Annotated in this window: 20 protein-coding genes; all 20 read left to right on the top strand. The window is 36.8% G+C overall.

Annotated elements, in window-relative coordinates; genetic code table 11:
- Positions 1 to 47 precede the first annotated feature (47 nt).
- Positions 48 to 1496, top strand: coding sequence for a lipopolysaccharide biosynthesis protein (locus QVC79_RS04020; RefSeq protein ID WP_270593610.1), 1449 nt, complete (start codon positions 48 to 50; stop codon positions 1494 to 1496).
- Positions 1497 to 1531: 35 nt separating this feature from the next.
- Entirely contained in the window at positions 1532 to 2461 is a 930-nt protein-coding gene (locus QVC79_RS04015; protein ID WP_270593613.1) for a glycosyltransferase family 2 protein, read from the top strand.
- A 211-nt stretch (positions 2462 to 2672) separates the two neighbouring features.
- Entirely contained in the window at positions 2673 to 3770 is a 1098-nt protein-coding gene (locus QVC79_RS04010) for a hypothetical protein (protein WP_270593614.1), read from the top strand.
- A 21-nt stretch (positions 3771 to 3791) separates the two neighbouring features.
- On the top strand, positions 3792 to 4910 hold the full coding sequence (locus QVC79_RS04005) for a glycosyltransferase family 1 protein (protein ID WP_270593615.1): 1119 nt from the start codon (positions 3792 to 3794) through the stop codon (positions 4908 to 4910).
- A 28-nt stretch (positions 4911 to 4938) separates the two neighbouring features.
- Positions 4939 to 5964 (top strand): CapA family protein, encoded by a 1026-nt coding sequence (locus QVC79_RS04000; RefSeq protein ID WP_270593619.1) that lies wholly within the window; start codon positions 4939 to 4941, stop codon positions 5962 to 5964.
- A gap of 71 nt (positions 5965 to 6035) precedes the next feature.
- Entirely contained in the window at positions 6036 to 7310 is a 1275-nt protein-coding gene (locus QVC79_RS03995; protein ID WP_270593621.1) for a phenylacetate--CoA ligase family protein, read from the top strand.
- A 10-nt stretch (positions 7311 to 7320) separates the two neighbouring features.
- Complete coding sequence (locus QVC79_RS03990; protein WP_270593623.1) at positions 7321 to 8625, top strand: UDP-glucose dehydrogenase family protein; 1305 nt, start codon at positions 7321 to 7323, stop codon at positions 8623 to 8625.
- A 2-nt stretch (positions 8626 to 8627) separates the two neighbouring features.
- Entirely contained in the window at positions 8628 to 9644 is a 1017-nt protein-coding gene (locus tag QVC79_RS03985) for a glycosyltransferase family 2 protein (RefSeq protein WP_270593624.1), read from the top strand.
- 54 nt (positions 9645 to 9698) lie between these two features.
- Entirely contained in the window at positions 9699 to 10916 is a 1218-nt protein-coding gene (locus QVC79_RS03980; protein WP_416336079.1) for a DegT/DnrJ/EryC1/StrS family aminotransferase, read from the top strand.
- Positions 10913 to 11500 (top strand): sugar transferase, encoded by a 588-nt coding sequence (locus QVC79_RS03975; RefSeq protein WP_270593626.1) that lies wholly within the window; start codon positions 10913 to 10915, stop codon positions 11498 to 11500. Before QVC79_RS03980 ends, QVC79_RS03975 begins: the two co-directional genes overlap by 4 nt.
- A gap of 119 nt (positions 11501 to 11619) precedes the next feature.
- Positions 11620 to 11850 carry a DUF6364 family protein gene (locus tag QVC79_RS03970; RefSeq protein ID WP_124318240.1) on the top strand — a complete coding sequence of 77 codons (231 nt, stop codon included), beginning with the start codon at positions 11620 to 11622 and terminating at the stop codon, positions 11848 to 11850.
- A complete protein-coding gene (locus QVC79_RS03965) occupies positions 11847 to 12254 on the top strand; it encodes a type II toxin-antitoxin system VapC family toxin (protein ID WP_124318241.1) in 408 nt (135 codons plus the stop codon). Before QVC79_RS03970 ends, QVC79_RS03965 begins: the two co-directional genes overlap by 4 nt.
- Before the next feature lie 186 nt (positions 12255 to 12440).
- A complete protein-coding gene (gene htpG / locus QVC79_RS03960) occupies positions 12441 to 14492 on the top strand; it encodes a molecular chaperone HtpG (RefSeq protein ID WP_270593629.1) in 2052 nt (683 codons plus the stop codon).
- A gap of 94 nt (positions 14493 to 14586) precedes the next feature.
- Complete coding sequence (locus tag QVC79_RS03955) at positions 14587 to 15201, top strand: HdeD family acid-resistance protein (RefSeq protein WP_118305018.1); 615 nt, start codon at positions 14587 to 14589, stop codon at positions 15199 to 15201.
- Between the two features lie 87 nt (positions 15202 to 15288).
- Entirely contained in the window at positions 15289 to 15945 is a 657-nt protein-coding gene (gene upp, locus QVC79_RS03950) for a uracil phosphoribosyltransferase (RefSeq protein ID WP_270593631.1), read from the top strand.
- 142 nt (positions 15946 to 16087) lie between these two features.
- A complete protein-coding gene (locus tag QVC79_RS03945; protein ID WP_151411448.1) occupies positions 16088 to 16414 on the top strand; it encodes a hypothetical protein in 327 nt (108 codons plus the stop codon).
- A 97-nt stretch (positions 16415 to 16511) separates the two neighbouring features.
- Positions 16512 to 19802, top strand: coding sequence for a preprotein translocase subunit SecA (gene secA / locus QVC79_RS03940; protein ID WP_270593633.1), 3291 nt, complete (start codon positions 16512 to 16514; stop codon positions 19800 to 19802).
- Positions 19803 to 19899: 97 nt separating this feature from the next.
- Positions 19900 to 20739, top strand: a complete 840-nt coding sequence (gene lgt / locus QVC79_RS03935; RefSeq protein ID WP_151411449.1) for a prolipoprotein diacylglyceryl transferase — start codon at positions 19900 to 19902, stop codon at positions 20737 to 20739.
- Between the two features lie 14 nt (positions 20740 to 20753).
- On the top strand, positions 20754 to 21227 hold the full coding sequence (locus QVC79_RS03930) for a nucleoside deaminase (RefSeq protein ID WP_270593635.1): 474 nt from the start codon (positions 20754 to 20756) through the stop codon (positions 21225 to 21227).
- Between the two features lie 154 nt (positions 21228 to 21381).
- Entirely contained in the window at positions 21382 to 21987 is a 606-nt protein-coding gene (locus tag QVC79_RS03925) for a hypothetical protein (protein WP_270593637.1), read from the top strand.
- Positions 21988 to 22094 lie beyond the last annotated feature (107 nt).

Raw genomic sequence — 22094 nt, 5'->3', positions numbered from 1 at the left:
TTTTTGAAGTGAATATTTAAAATGCTCATAGTAGAATACTATTGATAATGTTGAGTGATTTAAAAAACAAAGCTTTAAGAGGTGTATTATGGAGTGCTGTTGATAAATGTATTGTAAGAATCATGGCTCTAGGGATCTCTGTTATTTTGGCGAGAATACTTTCTCCTGAGGATTATGGTCTAATAGGGATGATTATGGTATTTATTACATTATCTAATCTGTTGGTTGATAGTGGTTTTAGTCAGGCTTTGGTTCAAAAACATACACCATCAGAGGAAGATTATTCAACAGCTTTTTATTTTAATATTGGAATTGGAATAATATGTTATTTTATATTATTTGTGTTATCTCCAATTGTAGCTTTATTTTTTCAAACACCATTGCTTGAAACATTACTAAAAATTTTAAGTCTTGTCTTAATTGCGAATTCTTTGACTGTTGTTCAGAGAGCTAAATTATTAATTGAAATAGATTTTAAGCGTATTTCGATAATAAATATTGTTTCAACAATTTTGAGTGGTATATTGGCTATTTATGCTGCTTATTCCGATTTTGGAGTTTGGGCTCTTGTAATACAAATTGTTTTGCGACAGTTTATTGTTATGGTTTTGTATTGGATATTTGGGAGATGGTGGCCAAAATGTATTTTTTCAAAGTCTTCCTTTCTGTCTCTTTTTAGATTTGGCTCCAAATTGTTAATAGCAGGTACAGTTGCAACAATTGTTACGAATGTTTATAATATGGTGATAGGGAAAATGTATAGAGCTAAAGAATTGGGTTTTTATACTAAAGCTTATGAATTATCTGAAGTTGCGGCAGGTACAATTAATGAAATTATTAATTCTGTAACATTTCCTCTTTTGAGTGCTGTAAAAGAGGATAAAGCAAGATTAGTTTCGATTTATAGTAAGATGTTGTCAATGACAGCATTTATTGTCCTTCCAGCAATGACATTATTAACTTTATTGGCTAAACCATTTGTGATTGTTGTTTTAACAGAAAAGTGGTTACCAGCAGTCCCTTTAATTCAGTGGCTTTGTTTTGCACGAATGTTAACACCTATTAGTGCTTTAAATATGAATGTATTGAATGCTATTGGACGTTCTGACTTATTTATGAAAGTAGATTTTACAAAATTGCCATTAGTGATTTTTATAATGGTTCTAACTTTACCAATTTCAGTGGAAGCTGTTGTTATTGGTAACTTTATTGCAACTTTTATTTGTTATTTTATTAATGCTTATTTACCAGGAAAATTATTAGGATTTGGAATACGTCAGCAAACAAGAATTTTTAAAAAGATATTGTTGTCAACATGTTTAATGGTCGTAACTACGTTATGTGTGATGAATAATTTTGATACCTCTTTGTATCAATTATTAATAGGTGTTATTGTCGGAATTTTGAGTTATATATTATATGCTTATATCTTGGGAGTGAATGAGATTTATGAGGTAAAAATAATACTGAAAAATAATTTGGGGTTATTAAAATGATTTTAAGAAGAATTGTGATATTATTTTATTGAAATATGGTAAGCGTGTGTGTGATAACATTCAATTCTGCTAAGTATATAATAGAAACTTTAGACAGTGTAAGACAGCAAAGTTTTTCTGATATCGAACTTATAATTAGTGATGATTGCTCAACAGATGATACTGTTATTTTGTGTCAAAAATGGCTTGATAGGTATAAAAATTTATTTGTCAAGGTAAAATTAATAACATCAATAAAAAATGCAGGAGTTGTTACTAATATAAATAGGGCAATAAGTGTGAGCCACGGTGAATGGATAAAATTTGTTGCAGGCGATGATGTCCTATTAAATACATGTATTCAAGATAATCTTGATTTTATTGCAAAAAATTCTAAATGTTTGATTGTACAGAGTGATGTTATGAAATATCAAGATTCCTTTGAAGCCGAGAATTTGATTCTAGGAGATTCTCGTTATAAAGTTTTTCTTCATAATAATGTGACAGCTAAGGAACAATTTAGAATTCTTTGTTTTGAATGTCCTGTCATGGCTCCCTCAACTTTTATAAAAAGAAATTTGTTAGAAGAAATGGGGGGCTTTGATTCTTCTTTTTCTATTGAGGATTACCCAATGTGGTTAAAAATTACATCATTAGGATATAAGATTTATTATCTAAATAAGGTTACTATAAAATATCGTATACATGATACTTCAATTATGCATAGTTGTAGTTTTAATTATTACAATTTGAAACTTGAAAAAACATTGAAAGATATAAAAAGAAAATATGTATACCCATTTATAAAAAGATATGATCTTCTATTTTGGGAATCGGAAATGACATATAGTATAAAATATTTTGTTATTTATTATTTGTTTCAAAATAAAAATTCCTTTATAACGAGATTTATAGGTAAAGCTTTATCTTGTTTTAATTTTTATTTGATTAAAAAGAGGATTAAATCTTTGCTGATTTGCTTTTAAAGTAAGTTTGAATCATATGCGAATGAATATAAGTTATAGATCGTTTTTAAAGTTACTTCTTTTTGTTTTAGTTTTTTCTTATATATATTCGATTAAGTATAGATTTCAACTTTCTAGTATTGTTGTGTTAGGAGTGTGTGGATTTCTATTAACTCTATATACTAGAGTTAAATTTAATTTTATTCTTCCCAGAAAAATTTGGAATATAGTAATGATGCTTTTGGGATTTTGTTTCTTATATATATTGGTTGTATTAATTAATATACAATGTGATTTTTATTTTATAAAAGAGTTTGTAATATTGGATTTACTTACTCTTTTTGCTGTTTATCCAATTTTTGTTTTATTGAAAAAAATATATAGGGTAATTACGTTTTTAGTTATAGCTAAGTATTGTATTTTGGCTGTAACGTTACAAAATTTACTTGCAATATTGATGTTCTTCTTTCCTACATTAAATTCTTTTCTTTTAAACTTATTAGCACCTAGTGATTTAGAAATGACGATTGTTGAAAATGCTTATGGGTTTAGATTAATTGGGTTTGGAACAGCTTTTTTTGCTTCTGGAGTAATTAATAGTGTTGCATTAATATTATGTGCTGTTATAATCAATTTTTCGGTCTTATCTAGAAAACAATTAATAGAATATATTATAATTTATTTATTCGTATTTTTAATAGGCCTTATGATGTCTAGAACAACGCTTGTTGGTTTTGTTCTTTCGTTATTTGCATTTTGTTATAAAGCTAAAATATGGAGATTTAAAGTAGCTTTACGATTACGAGTTATACTAAAATCAATGTTACTTACTTGTTTAATTATATATATTGTTTTGTGTTTATTCCCTTCTGCGTATAAAGATAGAATGAATACAATTATTCGTTTCGGCTTTGAATTTGTCTATAATTATGCCGAATCGGGTAAGTTAGAGACTAGTTCATCTAATGGATTATTAAGAATGTATAATAAAATACCGCATAATTTAAAAACCTGGTTGATTGGTGATGGTTTTTATCGAAATCCAGAAAATCCGACTAGAGGTTATTATATGGGAACAGATATAGGTTTTGTAAGGATAATTTTTTGCGTAGGCTTGTTAGGTTTATTATATTTTATCCTATTTCAATGGGTTGTTGTTCATTATGTTAGTAATAATAATGAATATTCTCTTCGATTTTTTTTTATTTTATTATTTATACTATTCCTTCTTTTGAATATGAAAGGGGTTACAGATTTGTTTAGATATTTAATACTGTTCTTTTGTACTAACTCGTTACCAAAAGTGAAAGCCAAAGGTGAGGATATTTGATTAATTGTATAAAGTATTTTAATGAAACCGATAAGAATTCTTCATATTGTTTCTTGTTTGGATAAGACAAGTGGAATTATGTCAATCGTAATGAATTGGTATAAAAATATTAATAGAGAAAAGATTCAGTTTGATTTTTTATATTGTGACAGAAGAGTTGATACATATCAAAATGATATAGAATCTTTAGGGGGAAAAATATTCTATATCCCTAGATTAGGAATTACAAATTATTTTTCATTTAAGAATCAATTTGAAAATTTTTTGGCTTTAAATTCTAGAGTGTATAAGGTTATTCATTTACATGAAATTTTATTGGGTTTTGTGTGCTTACCTTTAGCTAAAAGTTATGGTATAGATCATTTGATAGTTCATAGTCATAGTACAAAATATTCTTCAACATTCTTAAAGTCTGTTAGAAATAGATTACTGTGTTTTAATTTAAAGAAAAATGCTACAATTTATTTTGCGTGTTCGCGGGAAGCAGGAATCTTTTTGTTTGGAAAAAAAGATGTAATAAATGGGAAAGTACTGATTGTTAATAATGCGATAGATTGTGAAAAATACCGTTATAATTTATCAACCCGTAATCGAATAAAAGAAAGTTTAAAGTTGGAGAATGATTTTGTTGTAGGCCACGTTGGGCGTTTTTCTTTTGAAAAGAATCATAGTTTTTTAGTTGATATTTTTGAGAATGTAAAAGAGATTAATCCTGATGCAAAATTACTATTAGTGGGTGATGGTCCTTTAAAGGATTGTGTCTTGAAAAAAGTAGAACAAAAAGGTCTAGCGGATTCTGTGATATTTTATGGAAAAAGTGATCATGTTAATGAACTGCTTCAAGTTATGGATGTTTTTGTTTTACCTTCTTTTTTCGAAGGATTAGCGTTAGTATTGGTGGAAGCTCAGGCTGCCGGTTTACCATGTGTTGCGACATCTTCCCTATCTGAAGATGCTAAACTTGTTGACGATTTATATCAAAAGTGTAGCTTAGGAAGTTCGCCAAAACAATGGGCGAATACAATTATAGAATGTGGTAAAAAAGATAAAAGAGATACTTATTTAGAGATGCAAAAAAGAGGATATGATATAAAAAGTGCAACACAAGAAATAGAAAACTTTTATTTGGCTTTAAAATAAAAGTTACAGATAATTTGGATAAAATAAGATGCTTAAAATAGTTGGAGATATAAATTATACAGATAGTTATTTTGATGTAGGTTTTGGAGTCGGTTCTGAAATCTTACATGGTGCTGATCCTTTTCAATATATACATAGGAAAGAGGATGATTTTTGGATTGGTAATTTTGAATGTGTTTGTTCGGAAACTACAAATAAACGTGGAGTATTCGGAAAACAATTTAGAATATCTAGACAATATTTGGAACAAATACAACATTTAAATGCATATAGTGTTGCTAATAATCATGTTATGCAGCATGGAAGAGATGCATATATACAAATGCTTCATAATATAGAATGTTTTAAGGCATCTTATGTTGGTGACATTAATAGAAAAACGATTTTTTTTGAACACCAAAATAAGAAAGTAAGCATTACCTCTTTTTCTTTGCGACAAGACGAATTTAATACAGAGCCATTGTATTGGTGTAATCCTGAGTATTGTGATATAGAGAGGGAATTGAATACATTTTTGCTCGATGTTGATGTAAAGATTGCGTATATTCATTGGGGAATTGAAAATATTAATTACCCTAATGATAACCAGAAAAAGTTGGCTCATTGGTTAATTGATATTGGTTTTGATTTAGTTATAGGTTTACATCCCCATGTATTACAAGGATATGAGTTTTATCGTGAAAAATATATTTTTTATTCGTTAGGAAATTTTGTTTTTAATATGCCATGGGAACCAACTAAATACAGTGTTATTATTAATATAGATTTATCCGATAAAAAACCAATAGTGTCATATGATTATATTTATATTAATAATTATTTCCCTCGTATTATAGATGAAAAGATGGTACCCAAGCAATATACATTTAAATATTTGAATGAGTTGCTTCTTAGAAATCAAAATATGGAAGATTATTGTTCTGTGTATTCTTTTAATTTGAAAAAGTATCGTAGTGCGAATCGTCGGATGATAATTTTTAATTTGTATAAGTTTCAATTTGAAGATATATTTTCAATAATTAAAGATTTTATAAAACGGGGTCTTGGTAAATAATTTTTTGGTAAAATTTATCATTGGTTCTGTAATTTCATAGCTTTTACTTGTAGAGAATAAAAAAATCGAGAATGAATTTATTAGAATTGTCATTAGTAATAAATGGTTATCCGATAAATTGGGCTAAGAAACAAATTGAATTGGTTGTTAATAGGCAGATAGAGAGAAGGGATGAGATTGTTTTATATCATATGAGACATAATCTATTTTATAAGCAATTGCTTGGTAATAATGTTATAAATAAATTTGAAGATTTACCAATTATAACAAAACAAACTTTACAAATTCCTCTTAAACAAATTATTTCTGATACATATCAAATTGGTGAGTTATTTGTCTCAAATACTTCTGGTTCTTCTGGGCATCCATTCTTTTTTTGTAAGAACAAAGAATCACATGCCATTACTCATGCAATAATTATGAAACTTTATGCACAGCATGGTATTACTACATATGATAAGCAGGCGAGGTTTTACGGGATACCTATTAAAGGGTGGGGAAAATATAAAGAGAAATTAAAAGATTTTTTATGTAATAGAACTCGTTTTCATGTTTTTGATTTGTCTGATAGTCAGTTTAGAAAGTATCTTCATCAATTTGAAAAACGAAAATTCGGATATATATATGGCTATACTAGTGCGATAGTACGATTTGCAAATTTTTTGTTAGAACACGGAATTAAGCTAAAGGAAATATGTCCAACATTAAAGTGTTGTGTAGTGACATCAGAAGTTTGTACGATTGAGGATCGGAACGTGATAGAGAAAGCTTTTGGTGTAAAGGTTATTAATGAATATGGATGTTCTGAAGTTGGGCTTATTGCTTTTGAAGATAAAGAAAGTGTATGGAGAATTGTAGAGGAAGATATTTATATTGAAATTGTTGATGAATATGGCCAAGTTTTACCTTGGGGACAAGAGGGGCGTATACTTTTAACCTCGCTTTCCAATAAAGCAATGCCTATTATTCGTTATGAAGTGGGAGATATTGGTATTATAGATGAAACGGATAATGGATTAATTTTGAAGAAATTATCAGGGAGGGTTAGTGATATTATTCGTTTACCAAGTGGAAAAATTGCAGGGGGGCTTACTTTTTATTATGTCGCACGTACTATTCTAGAACATAGTGATGGAATTCGAGAATTTATTGTACGACAAGTCACATTAGACACTTTTGTATTCGATATGGTTATGGATCGGGAATTAACGACGCGGGAATTTGGTTTTTTGCAGCATCAATTGGATGAATATTTGGAACCTGGGCTTAAGCTGATAATAAATCGTGTTCCTCGAATTGATCGTCCTGGATCAGGAAAAATAAAACATTTTTATAGCGAATTATAAAAACATTAAAATGAAAATTGCTATTGTTGGAACAGGCTATGTTGGTCTCGTTACAGGTACTTGTTTTGCTGAATTAGGTGTAAATGTAGTATGTGTTGATATTGATCAAAATAAGATCAAACAATTACAAAATGGAGATATCCCAATATATGAGCCTAATTTAGATAATTTAGTTTTACGAAATGTTAAAGCGGGACGTTTATGTTTTTCAACAGATTTAACGTCGGTTTTAGATGATGTAGAAATAGTATTTAGTGCTGTTGGAACACCTCCAGATGAGGATGGAAGTGCTGATTTGAAATATGTGTTGGAGGTGGCGAGGACTATAGGTAAAAACATGAATAAATATCTTTTAATTGTAACTAAGAGTACTGTTCCTGTTGGGACTGCACAGAAAATAAAAACTACAATAAAAGAGGAACTGAGAGTTAGGAATATTAATCTTGATTTTGATGTGGCATCTAATCCTGAATTTTTAAAGGAAGGAGATGCTATAGAGGATTTTATGAAACCAGATAGGGTTGTCATAGGAGTAGATAGTGAAAGGGCAAAAGAATTAATGACTCGACTATATAAGCCAATGTTTTTGAATAATTTCCGAGTGATTTTTATGGATATTTTTTCCGCAGAGATGACAAAATACGCTGCAAATGCAATGTTGGCTACACGTATTAGTTTCATGAATGATATTGCTAATCTATGTGAAAGAGTTGGGGCTGATGTCAGTATGGTAAGAAAAGGTATTGGGGCAGATTCTCGTATTGGGAATAAATTTCTCTATCCAGGATGTGGATATGGTGGTTCTTGTTTCCCAAAGGATGTAAAAGCTTTGATTAAAACGGCCCAACAGAATAATTATACGATGAAAGTGCTTGAGGCGGTAGAAGAAGTTAACGAACGACAAAAAAACGTATTGTTTGAAAAATTTGTGAATAGATTCAAGGGAGAGGTAGAAGGTAAAAGGGTCGCATTATGGGGATTAGCTTTTAAACCAGGAACTGATGATATGCGGGAAGCTCCAGCACTAGTGTTAATAGAAAATTTGTTGAGGGTAGGATGTCGTGTAAAGGTTTATGATCCGGTTGCAATGGAGGAGGCAAAAAGAAGAATTGGTGACAGAATAGAATATGCTAGAGATATGTATGATGTATTAGTTAATGCAGAAACCTTATTTCATGTAACGGAATGGAAGGAATTTAGAATGCCTAATTGGGAGATTGTTCGATATTCAATGAAAAAGCCGTTACTCATAGATGGGCGTAATGTTTATTCTTTATCGGAATTGGAAGGTATTGAATATATAAAAATCGGATGATTATGGTATTGGTTTCCATTGTGTGTCCCATATATAATGAAGAGAAATTTATTGAGAATTGTATAGGTTCTGTCTTGAAGCAAGATTATCCTAAAAGTCAACTTGAGGTGTTTTTTGTGGATGGAATGAGCAAAGACAGGACACGAGAAATTGTTTTGAAGTATACTCGGCAATATGATTTTATTCATTTATTAGATAATCCAGAGAAAATTGTTCCGCCTGCATTAAATAAAGGAATTCAAGCAGCTAGAGGAGAGGTTGTTATTCGTATTGATGGACATTGCATTTATCCACAAAATTATGTTTCGACTTTAGTAGATTATTTATTCCGTTTAAAAGCAGATAATGTTGGAGCTATGTGGAATACTCTACCAGCAAGAAATACTTCTACTTGTAAGGCGATTGCAATAGGAGCAAGTCACAAGTTCGGAATTGGAGATTCCCTTCATAAAGTAGGGGTAAAGAAAGTTGTGGAAACTGATACTGTCCCATTTGGTTGTTTTAAGCGAGATGTTTTTGAAAAGATTGGGATGTTTGATAATGACTTGATTCGAAATCAAGATGATGAATTTAACGCTAGGATAATAAAGAGTGGGGGAAAAATTTTTTTGATACCAGAATTGGTTATTGATTATTATGCACGAGATCGAGTATCCAAAATGGCAAAAATGTTTTACCAATATGGGCTATTTAAACCTTTGGTAAATAAAAAGTTGGGAGCACCAGCAACAACACGCCAGTTTTTTCCTTCACTGTTTTTGTGTGGGATAATTGTAGGTGGTATTTTAAGTTGCTTTTCAAATTATATTTTAGGTGTTTATTTATTTGTTATAGTTCTATATATTTGTTTGGCCTTTTACTTTGCAACAAAAGAGGCTATTGTTCGAAAGGATTGGAAATTGGTATTTTTATTACCATGTATTTTTTTCATTATCCATGTAAGTTATGGTTGGGGATATTGGGAGGGGTGTTATAAAGTTCTCTTGAATAAAAAGATTATAGTTGATATAAATCGATGATTTTTGTAGGATATTTTTCTTTTCTAATGTAAATCAATTAGAATTAATAAATTTATTATGATACCATTTTCACCACCAAGAATTGACCAGAAGGTTATTGATGAGGTTGTTGATACCTTGAAGTCCGGTTGGATTACGACAGGACCGAAAACGAAGGAGTTTGAACGGAGGTTGACAGCGTATTGTGGAAACAAGGCGACGTTGGCTGTGAACTCGAATACTGTGGGGCTTGAAGTTGTGCTACGGTGGTTTGGAGTGCAGGAGGGGGATGAGGTGATTGTGCCGGCGTACACGTATTGTGCTACGGCGAATGTGATCGTGCATTGTGGGGCGAAACCGGTGATGGTGGATGTGAATGCGGATGATTTTGACGTGTGTTTGGAGAAAGTGAGGGAGGCGATCACGGATAAGACAAAGGTGATAATGCCTGTTGATTTGGGAGGTATGCCATGTGCATATGATGAGTTGTTTGAATTGGTGGAGGCAGAGGATGTGAAAACGTTGTTTCAGGTGAAGACGGAAGAGCAGAGGAAGTTGGGGAGGATTTTGATTTTGTCGGACTCGGCTCATTCGATAGGGGCGGAATACAAGGGGCGGAAAGCGGGATGCCTGGCTGATGTTTCGGTGTTCTCTTTCCATGCGGTGAAGAATCTGACCACGGCGGAGGGTGGAGCGATTATGTTGAACTTGCCGGAGCCTTTTGATAACGAGGAAGTATATAGGTATTTGTGTACATATACTTTGCATGGACAAAATAAAGATGCGCTGGCCAAGACGAAAAAGGGAGCGTGGCGTTATGACGTACTTGTGTCTGGTTTTAAGGGGAATATGACGGATATTATGGCTTCTATCGGTTTGGTGGAGTTGTCTCGTTACGAGGATGATACTTTACACTACCGGAAGTGTATATATGATCAATATACGGATGCTTTTGCCCGATACGGATGGGCAGAATTACCGATTTATGAAACGGAAGACCGGAAGAGTTCTTATCACGTGTACTGTTTGCGGGTGAAGGGAATCACGGAGCAACAACGGGATGAGATTATTCAGCGGATTTTTGACAAGGATGTTTCGGTAAACGTGCATTTTCAACCCTTACCTTTGTTGAGTGCATTTAAGAATAAGGGGTATAAGATTGAAGATTATCCGGTTGCTTACGATAATTATTGCCGGGAGATTTCTTTACCAGTGTGGTATGGGTTGAGTGAGGAGATGGTAAAAACGGTTATTGATGCTGTTATTTGTTCTGTAGAAGAGGTTTTAGCGTGATACGCTTTTGTGATGTTTTCTTTTCTTTATTGGGCTTGATAGTTCTATCACCCATTTTTGTGATTATAGCTTTATGTATCGTGTTGGATAGTCGGGGAGGTGTGTTTTATCGTCAGGTGCGAGTGGGGCGGGATGGTAAGGATTTCCGGTTGTTTAAGTTTCGATCCATGGCGAGTGGGGCGGATAAGAAGGGGTTGATAACCGTGGGAGCAAAGGATTCACGGGTAACACGGGTCGGGTATTTCCTGAGAAAATATAAACTGGACGAGTTGCCGCAGTTGTTGAATGTGGTGCGGGGTGAGATGAGTTTGGTGGGACCGAGACCGGAGGTGAGGAAGTACGTGGATATGTACACTGTCGAGCAGCGTAAAGTGTTGGCGGTTGTTCCGGGTATAACGGATTATGCTTCTATCGAGTATGCGGATGAAAATACAATCTTGGGACAGGCAAGTGATCCGGACCGGGCTTATGTGGAGCAAATTATGCCGGATAAGATACGGTATAACATGAAGTATATAAATAATCGATGTTTGAAAGAGTATTTTAAAATTATATTTTTGACGTTGATGAAGATCGTTAAATGATGTAGGGATTACGTGATTGAAAAAGAGATAGTACCCCGGATGAAAGTTCGGGGTATTTTGTTTTGAGGGCTATTGTTTTTTGTATGAAAGTTTCCTATATTTGTAAAAATGTTTATGTTATGAGTACAAAAGCAACAATAGAGGTTGATTTGAGTCTTTTTGAGCAGTTGAAAAAATATGCAAAATCTAAAGGTCGGACGATCACGGAGGTCGTCGAAAAGCAATTAAAAAGCTTGCTTGGAACAGAGGTAAAAGACAAGCCTGTTTCTTCAAAATTAAGGGGAATTGTTAATCTTCCAGAAAATTTTGATTATAAAGAGGAATTGAAAAATAGATCTTTGGAAAAATGAAGCATTATTGTGTAGATACAAATGTCGTCATTGATATGTTGGCAAATCGTGGTGAATTTGCGGAAGCGGCTTCAAATCTTATGGATGCTGCAGGGCGTGGTGAAATTTGCGTGTATATATCCTCCTTGTCATATTCGAATATATATTACATTATTCGACGATATTTGGGGCATGAGAGAACGATAGAAAGTTTGAAAGAATTGTCTAAATACGTGGGAATTCTTCCTGTAAATGGGAAAATAATTCGTTTATCTCTTGATTCTGAATTTGGTGATTTTGAGGATGCAATACAATATTTTTCTGCTTTGCAGAATAGAAAAATCGAAGCAATTGTAACTCGAAATGTAAAAGATTTTAAATTGTCCACATTGCCGGTTCTACAACCATCGGAATTATTAGTTTGATAATTTGTGATTGTTTGTAAAAAGAGATAGTACCCCGGATGAAAGTTCGGGGTATTTTTGTACGATGAAAAAGTTGTAGTAGGTGAAGATGTAGCTGTCAAATCGGCAGGAATTTGGGTTTGGCATAACTATTGTCATTTAGTTGTCGTAAAATTTGAAGTATAATTAAATTAAAAATATAGAGTTATGTCAACAGGAAAGATTGGAGTTTCAACAGGGAATTTGTTCCCGATTATCAAGAAATTTTTATACTCGGATCACGAGATCTTTTTGAGAGAGATTGTTTCGAATGCGGTGGATGCTTCTCAAAAAATGAAAGTATTGGCTTCGAACGGGGAGTTTAAAGGTGAACTTGGTGAGTTGAAGGTAAGGGTGAAGGCTGACAAAGCGGCAGGGACGCTGACGGTATCGGATAACGGTATCGGTATGACGCAAGAGGAAGTGGAGAAGTATATCAACCAAATCGCTTTTTCCGGTGCGGAGGAGTTCATGAACAAATACAAGGATAACGCCGCGGCCATTATCGGGCATTTCGGGTTAGGTTTCTATTCTTCGTTCATGGTGAGTGACCGGGTGGAGATCGTGACGAAATCTTATAAAGAGGGGGCGAAGGCTGTAAAATGGTCATGCGAGGGAAATCCGGAATACACGTTGGAGGAGACGGAAAAGGCCGAGAGAGGTACGGATATTATCATGTATATCAGCGAGGAAGAGAAAGATTTTTTGGAAGATGCTAAGGTGAATGAATTGCTGACCAAGTATTGCAAGTTCTTGCCGATAGAGATTATTTCCGGAAAGAAGAAAGAGTGGAAGGACGGGGAATACAAAGATACGACGGAAGATAACGTGATCAATGATACGAATCCGGCATGGACCCGTAAACCGGCTGATCTGACGGAGGAGGATTACGAGAAGTTCTATCGTGAATTGTACCCGATGGCTCAAGATCCGTTGTTCCATATTCACTTGAACGTGGATTATCCTTTTAACTTGACGGGTATATTGTATTTTCCGAAGATCGACAACAAGTTCGAGATTCAGAAGAACAAGATTCAATTATATAGCAATCAAGTGTACGTGACGGATTCCGTGGAAGGAATTGTGCCGGAGTACTTGACGTTGTTGCATGGTGTGATCGATTCACCGGATATTCCGTTGAACGTGTCCCGTTCTTATTTACAGAGCGATCGTAACGTGAAGAAGATTTCAAGTCATATCACGAAGAAGGTGGCTGATAGTTTGAATGATATTTTCACGAATAAGCGGGAAGACTACGAGAAGAAGTGGGATGATTTGAAAATTTTCATCCAATATGGTATGTTGACGGATGAGAAATTCGCAGAGAGAGCCAAGAGTATTTTCTTGTTCAAGAACACGGAAGGGAAATATTTCACGTATGAAGAGTACGAGAACTTGATTAAAGCCAACCAAACGGATAAAGATAATAAGGTGGTGTTCCTGTATGCCACGGATGTGAAAGAACAGTACACGTATATAGAGACTGCCAAAGGTAAGGGATATGATGTGTTGTTGATGGATGGTCAGTTGGATACACATTTTATCAACCATTTGGAACAAAAGAATTCCGATCACCGTTTTGTACGGGTGGATTCGGATGTTATCGACAAGTTGATCCCGAAGGAAGAGACGAAAGAGGTTGCTTTGAGTCACGAGGAACAAGAGGAATTGCGTGCCGTGTTTACTTCCCAGTTACCGAAGGAGGAAGGAATGTTTATGGTTAATTTCGAGGCTATGGGTGAGAATGGTGATCCGGTGATCGTGACACGTTCTGAGTTCATGCGTCGTATGAAAGAGATGGCAGCCATGAATCCGGGAATGGGATTCTACGGGGCAATGGGCGATCAGTACACTTTGGTGGTAAACACGGATCATAAGTTGGTGAACGCAATCCTAGAGAACGAGAAAGAGGAAATGAGTGCTCAGTTGGAGCCGATTAATTTCGAGATCAAGGAGACTGAAAAGAAACAGGCAGAACTGGACGAGTTGAATAAGGGTAAGAAAGACGAGGAGATTCCTCAAGTGGATAAAGATCGGAAGAGTGAGTATAGTAAGACAATAGCCGATCTGAACAAGCAAAAGAACTCGTTGCTGGAGGAGTACGGGAAAGGTAACAAGGTTGTTGGTCAGTTAATTGACTTGGCGTTGTTAGCGAACGGGCTACTGAAAGGCGAGGCGCTGAACAGGTTTGTAAAACGAAGTGTTGAACTGATTAAATAAAAAATTAAGCCGGACAGGTCGTCCGGCTTAATTTTTTCAAAAATAATCACTACTTTCGTTGACGAATTTCGTATAAATTAAAAAAATAGAAGTTATGCAGATTATTTATACTTCCGGAAATTACAAAAGAACTATCGTTAAATCGATCGTGGCGATTGTTTTAGGTCTTGTGCTCGTACTGTGGCCGACAGAAGTGTTAAATTACACGGTAAAGATTATCGGAGCCGTATTTTGTGTTACCGGGATTATCTCTTTTCTGGTCTCTATGCGGGATCAGGATGAACGTTCGGCTAGGGGACTGACTTCTTTTAACGGGATCGGAAGTATTATTTTGGGTATTCTATTGTGGTCGATGGCTGATTTTTTCACCAACATGTTGATGTATTTGTTGGGATTTATCCTGATTGTTGCGGGTATCGGTCAGTTGGTGATGTTGACTTCTGCGAGGAAATTCGGGCATATCGCTCCGTTGAGTTACGTGTATCCGGTAATTATTTTGTTGGCCGGATTGATTGTTTTTGCTAATCCGTTCTCGGCGAAAGAAGGAATTATAACTTTCTTCGGTGCTGTGACAATATTTTACGGGATAACGGATTTGATTAATCATTATAAGGTTAATCAGTTGCGCAAGGAGACGCATGAGGCTGAGCAACAACAGAAGATGGGAGGTGGAGAGATTGAGGATGCGGAGTATGAAGAAATAGAATAAATGAAGATTTACGATTTTAAATTTTAGATTTTAAATTACAGGATAGGTGCGTGTGATCGAAAAGGTTTAAGAAAAGAAATAGATAAAATGGTGCATATTATTAACAAGGAGGATTCGGTTTATAATCGTTTTTTAGCAGAACTTAGGGATAAAGAAATTCAAAAAGATCCGTTGCGTTTTCGTCGGAATCTGGAACGGGTTGGTGAGGTGATGGCTTACGAGATCAGTAAGACGTTTCGTTATTCAACGCAACAAGTACAGACACCGATTAACGTGGCTGATGTCAGATTGGCAGACGAAGAGGTGGTGGTGGCATCCGTGTTGCGTGCAGGATTACCTTTTCATCAAGGTTTTTTGAACTATTTCGATCGTTCCGGGAGTGCTTTTATTTCGGCAAGAAGAAAATATAAGGAAAATCATATTGATTTTGAAATCCGTTTCGATTCTATTTACACGCCAAGTTTGGAAGGAAAACAGTTATTGCTGGTAGATCCGATGTTAGCCACGGGAGGTTCTATCGTGGTGGCTTATCACGAGTTATTGAAACAGGGAGGAAGGCCCGCACACACGCATATTGCGGCTATTGTTTCCAGTCGTCAAGGTATAGAAAAACTTACAGAGGCTTTGAAAGATGAGCCGGTAACGATCTGGACGGGAGCATTGGATGAGCATCTGACAGAGAGTTGCTATATCGATCCGGGAATTGGTGATGCCGGAGATTTGGCTTTCGGGGAAAAGCTGTAAGAGTAAGATTTTGTGATTGGCGATTAAATGATTTCGTGATTACAAAGAGTATTGGATGGTAGGAGGGAATCATGGAATCTAAAAAGATAAAAACTAAAAGATAAAAACTGAAAGTTAGGAGAAAAGCATTATCTTTGGCGGTATGGAAATGAATAAATATTTGATAGCAGCTTTGTATGTTGTCGCTGGATGCGTGGCAACCCTGCCGATAAATGTGCGTGGGGGGAATGTATCCGTTAGGACAGATTGCTATCGTTTGTTGGTTTCTTCTACCGAAAAGGTAATCACGATTTCTACTGAGAAAAGGTCCACGGAGGATTTCGATTATGGCGATTTCTACAATCAGAGTCACGCGGAAACCGTGGATGCTGTAAAAGTTTATACTACTTATTCGTCTGTTGTACTACCGGGTTGGAAAGTCCCGGAAATTGCAGCAAATCCCATCCGGGCTCCCGGGAAAATGGAATGATTTCGGATTTATGATTTTAGATTTACGATTGAATGACTAAAGGAGATTTGTGCTTGGTCATTTTCAATTTTCAATTTTCAATTTTCAATTATAAACTATGGGATTTAACGATATATTAAAAAGTCTTTTTGGTAACAAGTCTGATCGTGACTTGAAAGAATTATTGCCGATCGCATCAAAAGTAAATGTAGAGTGGGAAAAAATCAAAGGCGTGAGCCATGATGAGTTGAGACAGATTTCAGCTGATCTGAAAGCAAAGATTCACGCTCACGTGAAGGAAGAAGAGGATGAAATAGCTTCTTTGAAAGCAAAAGTAGAGAATGAGAAACCTTCGATCGAGGAAAGAGAGGAAATTTATAACCGGATTGATAAGCTGGAAGAACAGATTAACACGAAGTTAGAGGATGTTCTAAACGAAATATTACCTTTGGCGTTTGCCGTGATGAAAGATACGGCAAGACGTTTCAAAGAAAATAAAGAGATCGTAGTGAAGGCTAACGATTTTGATCGTGATTTGGCCGTAACGAAAGATTTCGTGGAGATTGACGGGGAGGATGCCGTTTATTTCAACTCTTGGTTGGCCGGAGGTAACGAGGTAACTTGGGACATGGTTCACTATGACGTGCAGTTGATAGGAGGTTCCGTGTTACACCAAGGTAAGATTGCCGAGATGGCTACCGGTGAAGGTAAAACGTTGGTGGCTACTTTGCCTGTATTCCTGAATGCCTTGACGGGTCGTGGAGTACACGTGGTTACGGTCAATGATTATCTGGCAAAACGTGACTCCGAGTGGATGGGACCTCTTTATATGTTTCACGGGTTGTCGGTAGATTGTATTGACAAGACAGAACCGAATTCTCCGGAGAGACGGAAAGCTTATCAGGCAGATATTACTTTCGGAACGAACAATGAATTCGGTTTCGATTATTTGAGGGATAACATGGCTATTCACCCGGAAGACTTGGTACAACGCAAGCATCATTACGCGATTGTCGATGAGGTCGACTCCGTGTTGATTGACGATGCCCGTACCCCGTTGATTATTTCGGGGCCGGTTCCGAAGGGGGACATTCAGATGTTTGACGAGTACAAACCTCGTGTGGAGAAGTTGGTGCGTATGCAGCGTGAGTTGGTTGCCCGGATTTTCACGGAAGCTAAAACGTTGTTGGCTAGCGGTGATCGGAAACAAGAGGAACAGGGGGCTATATTGTTGTTGAGAGCATATAAGGGATTACCCAAATATAAGCCATTGATCAAGTTCTTGAGTGAACAAGGAAACAAGGCTACCTTGGTGAAAACCGAGAATGTTTATATGCAGGAGAATAACCGTCGTATGCCGGAGATTACGGATGAACTTTATTTCGTGATTGATGAGAAACAGAACTCTATCGATTTGACGGATAAGGGACATGATACGATTACGGCTGCGGGGGAAGATCCGAACTTCTTTATCTTGCCAGATGTGGGTTCTGAATTGGCGGAGATCGATAAGATGAACCTGACAGAGGAAGAGAAACTGGAGAAAAAAGATCAGATGGTACAAAGCTATGCCGCTAAATCTGAGCGTGTACACACGGTGAACCAGTTGTTGAAAGCATACACGTTGTTCGAATTGGATGTAGAATACGTGGTTATCGACAACAAGGTGAAGATTGTGGACGAGCAGACGGGGCGTATCATGGAAGGACGTCGTTATTCAGACGGTTTACACCAAGCTATCGAGGCGAAGGAAAACGTGAAAGTAGAGGCTGCCACGCAGACATTTGCCACGATCACCTTACAGAACTATTTCCGTATGTACCATAAGTTAGCCGGTATGACCGGTACGGCAGAGACGGAAGCGGGTGAGTTCTGGGATATTTACAAATTGGATGTTGTGGTTATCCCGACCAACAAACCGGTGATCCGAAAGGATGCTAATGACTACGTGTATAAGACGAAACGTGAGAAATATAATGCGGTGATCGAGGAGATTACCCGATTGGTTGGAGAAGGCCGCCCGGTGTTGGTGGGTACGACTTCCGTCGAGGTTTCCGAGTTGTTGAGCCGTATGTTGAAATTACGGGGTATCAAGCATAACGTGTTGAATGCGAAGTTGCATCAACGGGAGGCTGATATTGTTGCAGAGGCCGGTAAATCACAAGTGGTTACGATTGCAACCAACATGGCCGGTCGTGGTACCGACATCAAGTTAAGCCCAGAGGTACGTGCCGCAGGAGGTTTGGCCATTATCGGTACGGAACGTCACGATTCACGTCGTGTAGACCGTCAGTTGAGAGGTCGTGCCGGACGTCAGGGAGACCCGGGTTCCTCTCAGTTCTTCGTGTCATTGGAAGATGATTTGATGCGTTTGTTCAGTTCCGAGAGAATCATTCGGGTGATGGACCGTTTGGGACACGAGGAAGGCGACGTGATTCAACATTCCATGATTACCAAATCTATCGAGCGCGCACAACGTAAGGTGGAGGAAAATAACTTCGGTATTCGTAAGCGTTTGTTGGAATATGACGACGTGATGAACTCTCAACGTGAGGTGATCTACAAGAAGAGACGTCACGCTTTGCTAGGAGAGAGAATCGGTGTGGATATTGCCAACAATATGTATGATGTTTGCGAGACATTGGTGGAAGAACACAAGGAGGCTAATGATTTAGAAGGTTTCCGTATGGATGTGTTGAAATATCTTGCTGTAGACTTTGATATAAAAGAAGAGGATTTCCAAAAGACTTCTGCCAACAATTTGACAGAGAGATTGTACAAGGAGGTACGGGATACATTCAGTCGTAAGACGGAAACTATTGCTAAACAGGCGTTCCCCGTGATTAAGAATGTTTTCGAGCAGAGAGGGGAAATGTTCAAGAATATAGTAGTGCCGTTTACTGATGGAAAACGGGCTTACAATGTTGTGGCTAATCTTGAGAAGACTTATAAATCTGAAGGTGAGGAGTTGATCCGTGCTTACGAGAAGTCGATCATGTTGGCTCATATCGATGACGCGTGGAAAGAGCATTTGCGTGAAATGGATGATTTGAAACAATCCGTGCAGAATGCAACTTACGAGCAGAAAGACCCGTTATTGATCTATAAGTTCGAGTCATTCAACTTATTCAAGAGTATGGTGGACAAAATTAACAAGAATGTCGTGTCTACTTTGATGAAGGGACAAATTCCTTTTGAAGCTCCTGAAGAAGTAAAACAGGCAGAAGAGAAACGAACCGATTTAAGTAAGATGCGTACGGGACGTAGTGATGCTCCTGCCGCTCAGACCAATCAAGCTCCCCGTAAAACCGAACCCGTGAAAGTGGGTCCCAAGGTAGGACGTAATGATCCGTGTCCTTGCGGAAGTGGAAAGAAATACAAGAATTGCCACGGGAAGGGGGAAGAATAGACTGATTCGGTGATTAAGAGATTTGATGATTCCGTGATTATGTAATTATGTAATCATTGAATCTCTTAATCATAAATCACTAAATCACAAAATAATTATGGTTTCATTATTTATCAATTGGGATGTTAGTCCCGAATTAATTAGTTTAGGTGGTTTCTCGATTCGTTATTACGGGTTGTTATTCGCTTTGGCTTTCGTGTGTGGGTATAAGGTGGAGGAGAAGATGTTCAAGTCGGAAGGGTTGAGCCAGCAGTGGTTGGATAAGTTGTGGATATACGTGGCGGTTGCCACGGTGATCGGGGCCCGGTTAGGACATTGTTTCTTTTATGATTGGGCATATTATAGCGCTCATCCGTTTGAAATTATTCTACCGGTTCGATTCCAGCCGGAATTCCGTTTTACCGGATATCAAGGGTTGGCTAGTCACGGGGCAGCAATCGGTATTATTGCCGGGTTGTGGTACTATTCCAAGAAGGTAAGTAGGAAATCAATATTTTGGATTCTGGATCGTGCCGTAATTCCAATCGCATTGGCCGGTTTCTTTATCCGGATGGGAAATCTGATGAACTCGGAGATTGTCGGCTTACCGACTGATCTGCCTTGGGGATTCCGTTTTGTACATTCCGGGATGCCTGATCCGTCGACACCCCGTCATCCGGCACAGTTGTACGAGGCGATTTGTTATTTGATCAGTTTTGCTGTTTTAATGCATTTGTATTGGAAGACGAAAGCGAAAGATCGTCAGGGATTTCTTTTTGGAATGTTTTTGGTACTGATCTTTACCGCTCGTTTTGTGATCGAGTTTGTGAAAGAGAACCAAGAAGAATTTGAAAACGCCATGACCTTGAATATGGGGCAATGGTTGAGTATTCCTTTTGTATTGATCGGGATTTACATGATCTGGAGAAGCGGGAAAAAGATAAAAGTTAAAAACTAAAATCTAAAATTAAAATGGCATATAATCCGGAGTTTATGAAGGAGGCAATTCGTATTGCCGTGAAGAACGTGGAGAATGGGACAGGAGGACCGTTCGGGGCTGTAGTTGTGCGGGATGGTAAGATTATCGCAACCTCCGGGAATACGGTTGTGCCGGATAATGATCCCACGGCTCATGCGGAAGTGAATGCTATTCGCAAGGCTTGTAAGCAACTTGATTCTTTCCAGTTGAAAGGTTGTGAGATTTATTCCAGTTGTGAACCGTGTCCCATGTGTTTAGGGGCGATTTACTGGGCGAGACCGGAACGGGTGTATTATGCTTGTACGAAGGAGGATGCCGCTGTCGGAGGGTTTGATGATTCTTTCATCTATAAAGAGATCGTGTTGGATGGGCCTATGCGTTGTATCCCTTTTGAGAATAAACGAGAAGAGGGTGCCGGAGAGGAATTCAGGCTTTGGCAGACAACCAATAATAAAACGAGATATTAGAAAAGGGAGTCAATTTTTTTGACTCCCTTTTCTAATATCTTTTCTTTTTCGTGTTCTAAATGAAATTGTTATTCCGTTTAAATTTGTTATATTTGTGAATGACAACGTGGTAGGTCGTGTGTAGAATTTAATTACTCAACCTAAATTTAGAATTATGGAAAAGAAATTGGACTTTGGTAGCGTGTTATCGCAAGGTTTTTTGGTGGGAATGAAAAATCTGCCTTCTCTTTTGGGTGCAATTGTATTATGGCTTTTGACGATCTGGATTCCTTACGTGAACGTGGGGACCACGATAGCTATCATGACGATTCCCATTAAATTCAGTAAAGGAGAGATTTTTTCCCCTCTCTGTATTTTCGAGAAACAATATTATCGTTATATGGGTGAGTTCTTTTTGACTTGTGGGTGGTACACGGCAGGGGTGTTGATGGCCATGATTTTTCTTGTTGTACCCGGTATCGTGTTGGGGATTATTTGGAGTCAAGCCCTTTATCTTGTACTGGACAAGGGGGTGAACCCGGCCAAAGCGTTATCATTGAGTAATAAAATGACTTATGGCAACAAATGGATCATTTTTGCTGTGATGTTTGTTGTTTATCTAGCCTTTTTAGTGGCATCCCTGTTATTGACTTGGATTCCGTTTATCGGGGTTATTATTGCATGTTGTTTGATGGTTATTTATATGGCCATGATATTGGGTTGTTCCGGGATGATATATGGTAAATTGTTGGAAAATTTGACAGAAGAAGATCTTAGATAAGATCGCGTAAATATTGAAAAAGACGCCGTGTCCACGAGATTGCGGCGTCTTTTTTTGTTTTGTAGGTTGCGAACTTTCTCTTTTTTTATTAAATTTGTAAACATCAG

This window comes from Butyricimonas sp. (genome assembly GCF_019423355.1).
Lineage (GTDB): Bacteria > Bacteroidota > Bacteroidia > Bacteroidales > Marinifilaceae > Butyricimonas > Butyricimonas faecihominis.
Note: the sequence above shows the minus strand (reverse complement) of the source record. Positions and strands in the feature narration are given on the sequence as shown.